Below are 13,333 nucleotides of genomic sequence, written 5' to 3' on the forward strand. Positions count from 1 at the left end.
TCAGATTGGTCGTGCGTTCGTTGTCTGAGAACCTGTCCACCGCTCCTGCCGACGACGAGGCCCCGTCGGCGCACGCCATCCAGAACAAGTGGCAGAAGTACTGGGCGGACAACGGCACGTTCCTCACGGGCGGCGACGACGACACGCGTCCGCGGCGGTACGTGCTGGCGATGTTCCCCTATCCCTCGGGCGACCTGCACATGGGGCACGCCGAGAACTACCTCTACTCCGACATCGTGGCCCGTTTCTGGCGCCACCGCGGGCACAACGTGCTCAACCCGATCGGCTGGGACTCCTTCGGTCTGCCCGCCGAGAACGCGGCGATCCGTCAGGGTGCCGACCCGCGGGAGTGGACCTACCAGAACATCGCGCAGCAGAAGGTCGGTTTCGAGGCGTACGGCGTCTCGTTCGACTGGAGCCGGGTGCTGCACACCTCCGACCCCGAGTACTACCGCTGGAACCAGTGGCTGTTCCTGAAGCTGTACGAGCGCGGTCTGGCCTATCGCAAGAAGAGTCCGGTCAACTGGTGCCCCAACGACCAGACGGTCCTGGCGAACGAGCAGGTGGTCGACGGACGCTGCGATCGTTGCGGCGCCGAGGTGATCAAGAAGAAGCTCACCCAGTGGTACTTCCGCATCACCGACTACGCCGACCGTCTGCTGGATGACCTGAACCAGCTCGAGGGCTTCTGGCCGCACAAGGTGCTGCAGATGCAGCGCAACTGGATCGGTCGCTCGGTGGGTGCCGACGTCGACTTCCTCATCGAGGGTCGCGAGGAGCCGGTCACGGTGTTCTCGACGCGTCCTGACACCCTGCACGGGGCGACGTTCTTCGTGGTCGCCCCCGACTCCGACCTGGCGTCGGAGCTCGCAGCCGACGCTCCGGACGAGGTGCGCCAGCGCTTCCAGACGTATCTGGAGCAGGTGCAGAAGGCGACCGACATCGATCGGCAGTCCACGGACCGTCCGAAGACCGGCGTCTTCCTCGAGCGCTACGCGATCAACCCCGTCAACGGCGAGAAGCTGCCCGTGTGGGCAGCCGACTACGTGCTGGCCGACTACGGTCACGGCGCGGTCATGGCCGTCCCGGCACACGACCAGCGCGACTTGGACTTCGCCCGCGCGTTCGACCTGCCCGTCAAGGTGGTCGTCGACACGACGGCCCCCGTCACCGGTGCCATGCCGGTGATCGAGGTCGACGAGGAGGGCGTGCCGATCGACACCGGTGCCGCGCTCGAGGAGCAGAACCCCGCGACCACCGGCATCGCGCTCACGGGCGAGGGTCGCATGATCAACTCCGGGGCGCTGAACGGACTCTCCAAGCGCAACGCCATCGCGCGGGCCATCGAGCAGCTGGAGGCCACCGGTACCGGTCGTGCCGCCAAGAACTACCGTCTGCGCGACTGGCTCATCTCGCGTCAGCGGTTCTGGGGCACGCCGATCCCGATGCTGCACGCTGAGGACGGAAGCATCATCCCGGTTTCCGAGGACAAGCTCCCCGTCAAGCTGCCGAGCGTCGAGGGACTCGACCTCAAGCCCAAGGGCACGTCGCCGCTGGGTGGCGCCGAGAGCTGGGTGCGCACGACCGACCCGCACACGGGTGAGCCCGTGCTGCGTGACCCCGACACGATGGACACGTTCGTCGACAGTTCGTGGTACTTCCTGCGCTTCCTCTCGCCGAACAGCGACACGGTGGCGTTCGATCCGGCCCAGGCTTCCCGCTGGGCGCCGGTCGACTCGTACATCGGCGGTGTCGAGCACGCGATCCTGCACCTGCTGTACGCGCGCTTCATCACGAAGGTGCTGTTCGACATGGGGCTGATCGACTTCACCGAGCCCTTCTCGAACCTCATCAACCAGGGCATGGTGCTGCTCGACGGGCAGAAGATGTCCAAGAGCAAGGGCAACCTGGTTCTCTTCCAGGAGGAGCTCGACGCCCACGGCGCCGACGCCCTGCGCGTGGGGCTGGCGTTCGCCGGTCCTGTGGAGGACGACAAGGACTGGGCTGACGTCTCGACGACCGGCGCTCAGAAGTTCCTGGCGCGCGCGATGCGCATCGCCGGCGAGGTATCGAGCCCGGTCGATGTGGTGTTCGACGGTGGCGACGCCGCTCTTCGGCGTGCGACGCACAAGCTCCTTTCCGAAGCGCCGGGCCTGGTCGAGCAGACCAAGTTCAACGTCTTGGTCGCCCGCCTGATGGAGCTCGTGAACACCACCCGCAAGACGATCGACGGCGCAGCGGGCGCAGCCGACCCCGCTGTGCGCGAGGCCGCTGAGACGATCGCCGTGATGCTCGACCTCATCGCTCCGCACACCGCAGAGGAGATGTGGGAGATCCTCGGCCACGAGCCTTCCGTCGGCCTGGTGACGTGGCGTTCCGCCGACCCGGCGCTGCTGATCGAGGACAAGATCACCGCCGTCGTGCAGGTGGGTGGCAAGGTGCGCGCCCAGCTCGAGGTCTCCGCCCGCATCGGCGAGTCGGAGCTCGAGGCTTTGGCACGCGCGGACGAGCGCGTGATCCGGTCGATCGGCGACCGCGAGATCGTGAAGGTCGTCGTGCGTGCGCCGAAGATCGTGAGCTTCGTCGTCAAGGGCTGATCGCCTCTTCCTCCACGGAGGACGATGATCCGGTCAGGGGCCCCGCGGTACGCCGCGAGGTCCCTGATCTCATTCGGGGCGTGCCGGCGATCCGGTGTGCAGAGATTCTCGAAGTCTCTCCGAAAACGCGACGAGGATGATCGGGACGGCGACACCGAGCAGCGCACCGAGCGCGATGTCGTGGAGATAGTGGACGCCCTGGGCGACCCGCGCGACCGCGACCACCGTGGCGAGCGCCATCGCCGACCAGGTGAGCCAGGAACGCCCGACCGTCAGAGCGATGGCGGCAGCAGCACCGAACGCGAGCGTCGCGTGATTCGACGGCAGCGACCAGTCTCCCGGAGGCGGGCATTCGGCGGCGATCAGCCACACGGTGCACGGGCGCTCCTGGGCGAAGATGAGCTTCCCGCCCTCGCTCAGGACGTATGCGAGAGCGACACCCGCGGCGGCCATCACGATCCATGGTCGGCGTTCCGGATGACTCCACCACGTGCGTCCCAGAGACACGGCCGTCGTGGCTGCGAGCAGCATCAGTCCCGCGTCGGAGATCAGCTCGAGTCCGGGCATTCCGGCGGCGGTGGAATGGAGCCACCGCGTGCCGAGCACGCTCACGCTGCCGGGCATCGGAATCGTCAGCAGGAGGGCCGCGGTGCAGATCGTGAGGACCACGGGCAGGAGACTGCGCGCGGGCAGACGTGTCGAAGGCATGCCTACGAACGTACGGAAAGGGCATCCGAAGAGCATCCGTCCGGAGAAGTAGCCGCATCGGTCGGACGGAGGAGACGTTGCGTGCACTTGGCCGATCTCCTGCACGGGGCGCCGTCTCAGACACTTGTCCACGGCTGATGTCCGAGGCGCCGACCGGGGTCACGCCGCCCGCCTAACGTGGCCGGATGGCATCCCCGCAGGCACCCCTTCCGCCCCGTCATCGCCTGCGGCTGAGCATAGGCGCGGCGGTGGTGCTGGCGCTCGTCGTGCTGTCGGCTGCTGTCGGGCTCGGCATCATGCGAGGGCAGGCGGCCCCGGTCGAATCGGTGCCGCTGACCGATGCCGGATCGGGGAACGGATCCGGCGCCGAGCCGTCCGGCGATCTCTACGTGCACGTTCTGGGCGCCGTCGAGAAGCCGGGGCTCTACGTGCTCGATCTCGACGCGCGACTCGTCGATGCGCTGGCGGCCGCGGGCGGGACGACCCCCGATGCCGACCTGGCTGCGGTCAATCTCGCACGTGTGCTCGAAGACGGGGAGCAGGTCGTGGTGCCGGCAGCCGGTGCGGCGGGCGGTGCGCCCGGCAGCGCAGCACCGCCACCGGGCGATGACCGCATCGACCTCAACGCCGCGGATCAGGCCGCGTTGGAGACGCTGCCGCGTATCGGACCGGCACTCGCGGAGCGGATCATCGCCTGGCGGGAGGAGAACGGCAGGTTCACGTCGGTCGATGATCTGCTCGCCGTGCCCGGAATCGGCGAGAAGCTGCTCGCGGGACTCCGCGACGGGGTCAGAGTGTGAGGGCGCGTGATCTTCGGCTGGTGCCGCTCGCAGTGGCGGTGTGGGGCGTGGTGCTGCTGTGCGTGCTGCTCCCGGCGGTCGCGTGGGCGTGTGCTGGCGCGTGCATGACAGCTGCCGCGGGAGTGCTGGCCTTCGTGAGGCGCCGGCCGCACGGCGCGCGTGGTCACCACGACCACGGGGGTTTCGTGGTCGTGGTGCTGGCCACGATGGCAGCGGCGGCGGCCTGCGTCGGGTTCGCCCTCCCCGCGCGGGAGGCGGCCATGCAATGGGACGGGCGGGTCGTCGAGATCACTGCCCAGGTGACATCCTCCGCCTCGGTCGGACGAGACGGGCGGCTGTGGTTCGAAGCGGCGACGACCACGCTCGGTCCGCCGGGGCATCCGGCCGACTCCAGCGCGCCGGTGCGCCTCGGCGTCGATCCAGCCGAAGGCTTCGACCTCGGAGCGCGGATCCGGGTGGTGGGAGAGTCTTCGGTGACCGATGCGGGGGAGCATTCGGCGCTGGTCGTCTTCGCGAGTGACGCGGAGGTCGTCTCACCCGCGTCGGGTGCCTTCGGAGTCGCGGCAGCTCTCAAGGGCGCGTTCGTCGAACGGTCGCTGCGCCTGCCGGAGCCAGGATCCGGCCTTCTACCCGGCCTCGCGGTGGGCGACACCCGTGCGGTGACGCCTGCTTTGAACGAAGACATGCGCATCAGCGGCCTCAGCCACCTCACCGCCGTCAGCGGTGCGAACTGCGCGATCGTCGTCGGTGCACTCTTCTGGCTCACGGCAGTGTGCGGCGGCGGGCGAGGGATGCGCGTCGGGCTCTCCCTCGCAGGACTTGCCGGATTCGTCGTCCTGGTCACTCCTGAGCCGAGCGTGATCCGGGCAGGCGTGATGGCGGCTGTGGGCATGCTCACGGTGCTCCTGGGCAGGCCGAGCGCCGGCGCCGGCATGCTGTCCCTGTGCGCGACCGGGATTCTGCTGGCGGATCCATGGCTGGCGGCGACACCCGGGTTCGCTCTGTCGGTGGTCGCCTCCGGCGCGTTGATCCTCCTCGCTCCACCGCTAGCGCGGGGCCTGAGCCGGGGCATGCCCCATCCCGTCGCCCTGGCCGTCGCTGTGCCGCTGGCGGCGCAGCTCGCGTGTGGGCCGATCATCGCTCTGTTCGCCCCGCAGCAGTCGCTGATCGGCGTCGCCGCGAACCTGATCGCCGCTCCGGCAGCTCCGTTGGCGACAGTGATCGGGCTCCTCGCCTGCATCGCGGCGCCCCTGCCGGCGCTCGCTGATCTGCTCGCGTCCTCGGCGTGGCTGCCGGCGGCCTGGATCGCGACGACTGCGGCCACGACCGCGCGGTTGCCGGGCGCGCAGGTCCTGGTGCCCGCTGGGCCCGGCAGTGCCCTGCTGGTGGCTGTGGTGAGTGCAGCGGTCGCCATCGTGCTGATTCGGGCACCCTCCCGTGACCTGGGATCGAGCGTCGCGCGCGCGAGCGTGTGGGTGAGGCGAGGAGCGGCGGCGATCCTCGTGGTCGTACTTTCGCTGGCCGGATCCCGTGTGCTCCTCGACGGTCCCCTGGCCACGGCGACCGCTCCGGAGGGGTGGGCCATCGCGGTATGCGATGTCGGACAGGGAGACGCAGTGCTCGTGCGCTCGGCGACCGAGGTCGCGCTCATCGACGTAGGGCCCGATCCTGAGCCTCTCTCCGCGTGCCTGCGATCGCTCGGCATCGAGCGCATCGACCTTCTCGTGCTCACCCACTTCGACCTCGATCACGTCGGCGGGATAGGCGCTGTCCAGGGGCGAGTCTCCACGGCTCTGCACGGTCCGGTCGCGGAAGAGTCGGATCGACGTCTTCTCGAAGACCTCGTCGCGGGAGGCGCGAGCGTCGATGAGGTCTCGGCGGGCCAGTACGGCATGCTCGGCGAGGCGGCATGGCGAGTGCTCTGGCCGCTGCGGAAGTCCGTCGCGTTCCCCGAAGGCAACGACGCGAGTGTCGTGATGGAGTTCGACGGGGGAGGAGTGCCGCGCTCGATCTTCCTCGGCGACCTCTCCGCAGCCCCTCAGCGCATGCTGCAGCGTTCAGCGAGGCTGACGCCCTACGCGGTGGTCAAGGTGGCTCATCACGGCAGTGCGGATCAGGAGCCAGGGCTGTACGAGATGATCCGGCCGCGGGTGGCCCTGTTCAGCGTCGGAGCGGACAACGACTACGGCCATCCACGCTCCGAGACCCTCGACCTTTTGGCCGCGACCGGCGCGCATGTGCTGCGCACCGACGAGCAGGGACGCGTCCTGCTCGGCCTCCGGGACGGCGAGCTACAGGTCTGGACGGAGCAGGTGGGGCGGTGACAGTCCGAGCCATGTCGGCCACCGCCGGTAGGCTGGATCCATGGCAGCTTCGCGAACCCCCTCCCGCGGCGGCGCGAAGCCCACCAAGATTCCTCAGGTCTCCTGGCGCGAGCCGCACCCCGCCCCGATCGTGCTCGTGTCGGGCCCGGAAGAGGTCTGTGCCGAGAGAGCGATCGCCGGTGTCCGCGACTACCTCCGGGCCGAAGACCCTGCACTCGAAGTGAGCGACGTCCGCGCCGATGACTACGCTCCTGGAACGCTGCTCTCTCTCACCTCACCGTCGCTTTTCGGAGAACCCCGCCTGGTACGTGTCTCGGGTGTGGAGAAATGCTCCGATGCGTTCATCCAGGAGGCGGTGTCCTACCTCGACAACCCGCAAGAGGGGGCGACGGTCATCCTTCGCCACACCGGCGCCAGTGTGCGCGGCAAGAAGCTTCTCGACGCGCTTCGCGCCGGGAACGGCGGCGGTATCGAGATCGCCTGCCCAGCCATCAAGCGCGACAGTGACCGGGTCGACTTCGCCGCCGGCGAGTTCCGTGCGGCGAAGAAGCGCATCGCGCCTCCCGCTCTGCGTGCTCTGGTCTCTGCATTCGCCGACGATCTCACCGAGCTCGCTGCGGCCTGTCAGCAGCTCATCGGCGACGTCGAGGGCGATATCTCCGAAGAGATCGTCACCAAGTACTACGGTGGCCGTGTCGAGGTCTCGGCCTTCGTCGTCGCAGACACGGCGATCGCCGGTCGGTACGGTGAGGCCCTCATCGCCCTCCGCCATGCGCTCTCATCGGGCGCCGACCCCGTGCCGATGGTCGCGGCGTTCGCGATGAAGCTGCGCACCATGGCGCGTGTCGCCGGCAACCGCGAGCCGAGCCGCCAGCTCGCTCAGCGCCTGGGCATGAAGGACTGGCAGGTGGATCGTGCCCGCCGCGACCTCGCAGGCTGGAACGAGCGCTCGCTCGGGATGGCGATCCAGGCCACGGCGAGGGCCGACGGTGAGGTCAAGGGTGCCGCTCGTGACCCGATCTTCGCGCTCGAGCGCATGGTCACCGTGATCGCCACGCGTCAGCCGTTCGGGGAGTAGCCGATCGCCTCCGGATCCGTCCGGCTCGCCGAGGCGATGACCTTTCCGAGGCAATGAAGAAGGCCCGCCCCGATGACGGGACGGGCCTTTCTCAGAAGCTTCGGCTCAGAGGGAAGCGACCTGCTTGGCGAGAGCCGACTTGCGGTTCGACGCCTGGTTCTTGTGCAGGACACCCTTGCTGACGGCCTTGTCGAGCTTGACGGCGGCCTTCTTCAGGGCAGCCTCTGCGGCTGCCTTGTCGCCGGCGGAGACGGCCGTGCGAGTGGTGCGGATGACCGTCTTGAGCTCGCTCTTCACGGCCTTGTTGCGCTCGCGCGCCTTCTCGTTGGTCTTGTTGCGCTTGATCTGCGACTTGATGTTTGCCACGTGTGGACGCTTTCTGTACAGGAGTGTTCGGAATGCCGGCAGCAGAAGAGGGCTGCTGCACAGCGGTCGTGAGGGAAGAACCCACACGCAAGCCAAGAGTCGAGTCTACCAGCAGACGGGCTGTTGACGCGAAACGGCGACGGGAACACGAGACGCCGTCGCGCTTTCGATGGTACCGGGTGCAGAATCATCACTATCCCGACACTGATGTCAAGGAGCCCACATGACCCCCGAGTCCTCTCGTTCGTCCCTGCCCTCAGGGCTCCGCTGGTCCGCGGCGACCTCGGCCTTCCAGATCGAGGGGTCGCGCCCCACCGGGATATCAGGACGATCGATCTGGGACGACTTCCTCGAGAGGCCGGGAGCCATCCTCGACGGTTCGGTCGCAGACCCGGCCTGTGACAGCTATCGACACCCCGAGGCCGACGTCGCTCTCGCAGCCGGGCTCGGGCTCGATCGCTACAGGTTCTCGATCCCCTGGGCCCGCGTACAGCCGGACGGCCTCGGATGCGGCGACGGGGTGGCGCTCGATCACTACTCCCGTCTGGTCGATCTTCTCCTCGACGCGGGAGTCGTTCCGTTTCCCACCCTGTTCCACTGGGAGATGCCGAGCAGAATCGAAGCGGGCGGCGGCTGGCTCGAGAGGGACACGGCGGAGCGCTTCGCCGACTACGCAGCGATCGTGGCGGATCGTCTCGGCGACCGTGTGCAGCACTGGTACACCCTGAACGAGCCCGCCATGACGACGCTCCAAGGCTATGCGGTCGGTGCGCTGGCACCCGGGAAGCAGCTCCTCTTCGGCGCGCTGCCGACCGCGCACCATCAGCTGCTCGCCCACGCTCGGGCGGCGGCCGCTCTGCGCGAGCATGGTGCCGCATCGGTCGGATTGGTCAACAACCACACCTGGGTCCTGCCGCTGCGCGACACCGCCGAGGACCACCAAGCGGCGGCGATCTACGACCTGATCCACAACCGCGTCTTCAGCGAGCCGCTCCTCGCTGGTTCGTACCCCGACCTGGAAGCACTCGGCCTGCCTCCGATGCCTGTGCAGGACGGTGACCTCGAAGCCATCGGCCGCTCGATCGACTTCTACGGCATCAACTTCTACAACCCGACCACGGTGACCGCAGCAGCGGAGGAGAGCCCGATCCCGTTCGACATCGTGCCCACACCCGGAGTGCCGGTGACCGGGTTCGGTCCGGAATGGCCGATCATGCCGAGCGCTCTGCACGATCTTTTGATCGACCTGCACGCCCGGCATCCGCAGCTGCCGCCCGTGATCATCGGTGAGAACGGGGCCTCGTTCCCCGAGCCCGACCGTGCCGCCCGCGTCGACGATGCCGACCGGATCTCTTACCTCGCCGAGCACATCGCGGCCGTCGGCGATGCGATCGATGCGGGGGTGCCGGTGGAGGAGTACACGGTGTGGTCCCTGCTGGACAACTGGGAGTGGACCGACGGCTACACTCAGCGCTTCGGTCTCGTCCACGTCGATTTCGATACGGGCGAGCGCACGCCCAAGGCGTCGTACGACTGGTATCGAGAGGTCATGGCGAGCTCGCGTGCAGCGGCTGCACAGGTGGCCGGGACGGGGGAGAAGCGGTGACCGAGGTCGCCGGCGCTCGCACGGTGCGGGCGGGGGCGCGATGGATGTCGCTGTTCACGCTGGCGTGGCTGGCGATCTGGACCGTGCAGCTCACGCCCGTCCAGCTGCTGCTGCCGCTGCAGCTCGATACCCCGGAGGACGACTGGATCCGTGGTGTCGTCTCGTCCGGACTGGTTCTCGGCATCGGCGGGCTCGCAGGGATCATCGCGGGCCCCGCCGCCGGTGCGCTCTCGGATCGTGCGGCGGCCGGACGCCACCGTCGTCGCCCGTGGGCCGTGGGCGGCGCACTGTTCACCGCGGCCTGTCTCGCGCTGACGGGCTACGCCGAAAACCCGTGGACCGTGGGCGCCGGCTGGGTGGGAGTGTCGATCGGCGTCGCCGTGTCGTCGGCGGCCTTCACCGCGCTCATCGCCGACCAGCTGCCGACGACACAGCGTGGGGCCGCTTCTGCTGCCGTCGGCTCCAGCCAGGCCGTCGGCATCGTGGTCGGGGTGGGGCTCGTCGTCCTTCTCGGCCTCGGGATCCACGAGGGGTATCTCCTGCTCGCGGGGGTCATCGCGGTGGTCGGCACGACCACCGCTCTGCTGTTGCCGGATCCGCCGACCACGGAGGCGATGCGGCCGAAGCAGATCGGACGACGCCGTCTGGCCTCGCTGCGAGATCGGGACTTCGCCTGGATGCTCTCCGGGCGCCTCGTGACGAATGTCGGCAACGCGCTCGGAACCGCGCTGTTCCTGTTCTTCCTGCTGCACGGCCTCGGCCAGCCGAGTGCGGTGGCGCAGGACAACCTGCTGCTGCTCATCGTCGTCTACACGGTGTTCGTGGTCATCGCCTCGGTGGTCACGGGAATCGTCTCCGACCGCACCGGGAATCGGCGGACGCTCGCGGTGGCCGCGACCGTCGTCCAGGCGGCCTCGGGGGTGGCGATCGCGCTCGTGCCGACGTTCGAGATGACGATGGTCGCTGCCGCCCTGATGGGTCTCGGCTACGGAGCGTTCTCCACGGTGGGCCTCGCGTTCGCCGCCGACCTGCTGCCGGACGAGCAAGACCATGCGAGGGATCTCGGGGTCGTGAACGTGACAGCCGCTCTCGGGCAGCTCATCGGACCGGTGCTGGGGGCGGGGCTGGTCGCGCTCGTGGGCGGCTTCTGGCTGGTGTTCGTCGCGGCCGCGGTGCTGTCCCTCGTCGGCGGGCTGCTCACGGCCTTCGCGCGCCAGCCGGTCAGGACGTCATGAGGTCGAGGAGTCCCGCTCCAGGTCACTCTCGACATCCCGCTCCACTGTGGCGATGGCGAGCTGCAGCACAGCGTTGAAGATCTGCGGTCGCATCGCGGTGACGAGGTGCGTCGTCCGTGGCACGATGATGAGCTCGGCGTGCGGTGCGAGCCGTCGGAACAGCGACTCGTTGAGCCGCAGCTGATCGTACTGCCCGTTCACGAACCAGAGAGGAACCGTGACGCGGGGGATCGCAGCGGCGATGTCGAGTGCCGCCAGGCTGCGAAGCGCGGCGTCCTGGGTGTCCAGTGCGTACCCGCCTGCGGCGAAGTCGGATCGGGTCTCGAGGGGGATGGTGGCCTCGAGCATCCGTCTGGTGAGCCACATCCCACGGTCGGGGAGGGAATCGACGACCCGGGCGAACAGGCGATAGGCGCGAAGACCGGCGCCGCGGGGGAGCGACGTGCAGGCGGCGGCGATGAGCCCGGCGACCGGCGGACGCTCTGCCCCGCCGGCATAGGCGAGACACAGCAGGCCGCCCATGGAATGCCCCACCAGGAGCACCGGACCCCTCTCGGCTGCGGCGCGCACCGCGACGTCGATCGTGTGCAGCGCCTCGTGAAGGGTGAAGTCCTCCTGCATGCGGGTGCCGTGACCCGGCAGATCCACGGCGGTGAACGCGGCGCCGCGCTCTTCGAGGTGGGCAGCCTGAGATCGCCACATGGTGGCCGAGGTGCGGATGCCATGCACGAAGACGATCTGGGCGCTCACGGGTTCAGCATAAGGAAAGCGGGGCCGGTGGATGAACCACCGACCCCGCTTCGACACGATGTGTGTCAGAGAGTGTTACTTCTCCCAGCCGACGTTCTCGACCGGGGTGATGCCGAACAGGTCGAGACCGACGTAGGGCTCGGGCGTGAGGTTCGCCAGGCCTTCCTTGACGGTGTAGATCTGCGGGCCGTTGTACAGCGGGATGAGGCCCCAGCGCTTGTAGATCTCGGGCTCGAGCTTCATCGCGGCAGCGGTCTGCGCCTCGGGGTCGCTCTGCGACTCGACCTTGTCCTTGATCTCGGCGTCGAGTTCGGCGTCACCGACACCCGACAGGTTGAGACCAGAGTCCGAGCAGTACAGCTGGCAGAACCACGCGGCACCGAACGGGTCGGAGGAGGTGAAGCGGAGTCCGGAGACATCCCAGTTCTTCGAGGTGTAGTCCTCGGAGAACTGGCTGGCCGGGCGGACCTCGACCTTGACGTCGATGCCGATCGCCTTCTCCTGAGCCTGCAGCGACTGTGCGAGCGCCTTCTGCGTCGCGGAGTCAGCCCAGATCGGGTACACGACGGAGAGCTTGACGCCGTCCTTCTCGCGGATGCCGTCGGAGCCTTCCGTCCAGCCGGCCTCGTCGAGGAGCTTCTTGGCGCCCTCGACATCGAACTTCCAGCCGGCGGCCTTCATCGAGTCGGAGTAGCCGGGCTGGAACGAGAACAGGGTCAGCGAGCCGGCCGGGTCCTCTTCGTATCCGAGACCGTTCCAAGCGATCTGCTTCTGCTGATCGATGTTGATCGCCTTGAAGAACGCCTCGCGAACCTTGACGTCCTCGAACTGCGGCTTGGTCGAGTCGACCTGCAGGATGGTGTTCGCCGTCTGCTGTGCGCGGTAGACCACGGCGCCGTCGACATCCTTGACCTGATCGATGAGCTCCTGGGAGCCCGTCTCGACCATGTCGACCTCGCCGTTCTTGAAGGCGTTGACGCCGGCCTGGGCGTCCATGCCGGTCATCGTGACCTCGTCGAGCAGGGGTGCATCGCCCCACCACTCGGGGTTCGGCTTGAACGAGACGTAGCCCTTGTTGGCGTCGAACTCGTTGATCGTGTACGGACCTGCGCCCCACTCGGGGTGCGGGTTCTCGATCATCGCCTCGTTGAAGGTGGTCGGGTCAGCGAGCGCGGGGTGCATGACGCCGCCGTTGAACGGCATCTGCGGCCAGGCGAACTCGCCCTTGAAGGTGACGATGGCGGTCTTGGCCGTGTCGCCCTGCTCGACGGACTCGATGTCCTTGTAGCCGTCGGTCGCGTTCGGGTTGAAGCCCTCGTCGTAGGAGCGGTTGGCCTTCCACGTGGCGTCGATGGCAGTCCAGTCCATGTCGGTGCCATCGTTCCAGTGCGCCTCGTCGGTGAACGTGAAGGTCAGGACCGTCTTGCCGTCCTTCACCTCGTTCTTCCACTCGGAGAGGTAGTTGTCGTTCTTGTACTGCGTGCCATCCGGCTTCATGAGGATGATCTGCGGCATGTACCACGCGGCGATGCGCGCGGTGTCGGCGCTGCCGTCGCTGTTGAACGAGTTCAGCTGCGGCGGGACCTCGCGGATGGCGAAGTTGACCGTGCCACCCTCCTTGAGGTTCTCGCGCGGCTGCGGGTTGTAGTTCGCCATCTCGACACCGGCTGCTTCGCCGCTGTCGCCCTTGTCGCTACCACCGGTGGTGCCGGTAGCGCACCCGCTGAGCGCGAGTGCGAAAGCGCCGGTGAGTGCCAGCGCTCCCATCAGCTTGTACTGCTTCATGGTGCTCCTTTCGCCTTGCGGCGTGTCATAAGGGGAGAATAGTTCGCCGAATCCCCGATTGCCCGGGCGGCGAGTGAATATGGG

At 68.1% G+C, this 13,333-nt stretch carries 10 protein-coding genes; 6 read left to right on the top strand and 4 right to left on the bottom strand.

What is annotated here, in order from left to right:
• Positions 1 to 20 precede the first annotated feature (20 nt).
• The gene (leuS, locus tag ASC55_RS01050) at positions 21 to 2,597 is read left to right on the top strand and encodes a leucine--tRNA ligase (RefSeq protein ID WP_055873071.1); all 2,577 of its coding nucleotides are present in this window, start codon (positions 21 to 23) and stop codon (positions 2,595 to 2,597) included.
• Between the two features lie 69 nt (positions 2,598 to 2,666).
• On the opposite strand, the gene ASC55_RS01055 is transcribed toward leuS, so the two are convergent.
• Positions 2,667 to 3,305, bottom strand: coding sequence for a phosphatase PAP2 family protein (locus tag ASC55_RS01055; protein ID WP_055872389.1), 639 nt, complete (start codon positions 3,303 to 3,305; stop codon positions 2,667 to 2,669).
• 185 nt (positions 3,306 to 3,490) lie between these two features.
• On the opposite strand from ASC55_RS01055, the gene ASC55_RS01060 reads away from it, so the two are divergent.
• Genes ASC55_RS01060 through holA form a run of 3 tightly spaced genes read left to right on the top strand, consistent with a single transcriptional unit; the run spans position 3,491 to position 7,507 of the window.
• Positions 3,491 to 4,105, top strand: a complete 615-nt coding sequence (locus ASC55_RS01060; RefSeq protein WP_055872390.1) for a ComEA family DNA-binding protein — start codon at positions 3,491 to 3,493, stop codon at positions 4,103 to 4,105.
• Positions 4,106 to 4,125: 20 nt separating this feature from the next.
• Positions 4,126 to 6,429 carry a ComEC/Rec2 family competence protein gene (locus ASC55_RS01065; protein ID WP_235563065.1) on the top strand — a complete coding sequence of 768 codons (2,304 nt, stop codon included), beginning with the start codon at positions 4,126 to 4,128 and terminating at the stop codon, positions 6,427 to 6,429.
• 40 nt (positions 6,430 to 6,469) lie between these two features.
• Entirely contained in the window at positions 6,470 to 7,507 is a 1,038-nt protein-coding gene (gene holA, locus ASC55_RS01070) for a DNA polymerase III subunit delta (RefSeq protein ID WP_055867635.1), read from the top strand.
• Between the two features lie 105 nt (positions 7,508 to 7,612).
• On the opposite strand, the gene rpsT is transcribed toward holA, so the two are convergent.
• Positions 7,613 to 7,873, bottom strand: coding sequence for a 30S ribosomal protein S20 (rpsT, locus tag ASC55_RS01075; RefSeq protein WP_017830351.1), 261 nt, complete (start codon positions 7,871 to 7,873; stop codon positions 7,613 to 7,615).
• Between the two features lie 223 nt (positions 7,874 to 8,096).
• On the opposite strand from rpsT, the gene ASC55_RS01080 reads away from it, so the two are divergent.
• Together ASC55_RS01080 and ASC55_RS01085 are read left to right on the top strand one after the other, a co-directional pair.
• Positions 8,097 to 9,479 (top strand): glycoside hydrolase family 1 protein, encoded by a 1,383-nt coding sequence (locus tag ASC55_RS01080; protein ID WP_055872391.1) that lies wholly within the window; start codon positions 8,097 to 8,099, stop codon positions 9,477 to 9,479.
• The gene (locus ASC55_RS01085) at positions 9,476 to 10,714 is read left to right on the top strand and encodes an MFS transporter (RefSeq protein ID WP_082524189.1); all 1,239 of its coding nucleotides are present in this window, start codon (positions 9,476 to 9,478) and stop codon (positions 10,712 to 10,714) included. The genes ASC55_RS01080 and ASC55_RS01085 overlap by 4 nt, the downstream gene beginning before the upstream one ends.
• Here ASC55_RS01085 and ASC55_RS01090 read toward each other — a convergent pair.
• Together ASC55_RS01090 and ASC55_RS01095 are read right to left on the bottom strand one after the other, a co-directional pair.
• The gene (locus tag ASC55_RS01090; RefSeq protein ID WP_055872392.1) at positions 10,709 to 11,464 is read right to left on the bottom strand and encodes an alpha/beta fold hydrolase; all 756 of its coding nucleotides are present in this window, start codon (positions 11,462 to 11,464) and stop codon (positions 10,709 to 10,711) included. The genes ASC55_RS01085 and ASC55_RS01090 overlap by 6 nt on opposite strands.
• Before the next feature lie 75 nt (positions 11,465 to 11,539).
• Positions 11,540 to 13,249, bottom strand: a complete 1,710-nt coding sequence (locus ASC55_RS01095) for an ABC transporter family substrate-binding protein (RefSeq protein WP_055867645.1) — start codon at positions 13,247 to 13,249, stop codon at positions 11,540 to 11,542.
• Positions 13,250 to 13,333 lie beyond the last annotated feature (84 nt).

This window comes from Microbacterium sp. Root322 (assembly GCF_001425645.1).
Lineage (GTDB): Bacteria > Actinomycetota > Actinomycetes > Actinomycetales > Microbacteriaceae > Microbacterium > Microbacterium maritypicum.

Coding starts and splice junctions, on each gene's coding strand:
- ASC55_RS01080 (WP_055872391.1), top strand. CDS start 8,097: ATGACCCCCGAGTCCTCTCGTTCGTCCCTGCCCTCAGGGCTCCGCTGG.
- ASC55_RS01055 (WP_055872389.1), bottom strand. CDS start 3,305: ATGCCTTCGACACGTCTGCCCGCGCGCAGTCTCCTGCCCGTGGTCCTC.
- ASC55_RS01060 (WP_055872390.1), top strand. CDS start 3,491: ATGGCATCCCCGCAGGCACCCCTTCCGCCCCGTCATCGCCTGCGGCTG.
- ASC55_RS01095 (WP_055867645.1), bottom strand. CDS start 13,249: ATGAAGCAGTACAAGCTGATGGGAGCGCTGGCACTCACCGGCGCTTTC.
- holA (WP_055867635.1), top strand. CDS start 6,470: ATGGCAGCTTCGCGAACCCCCTCCCGCGGCGGCGCGAAGCCCACCAAG.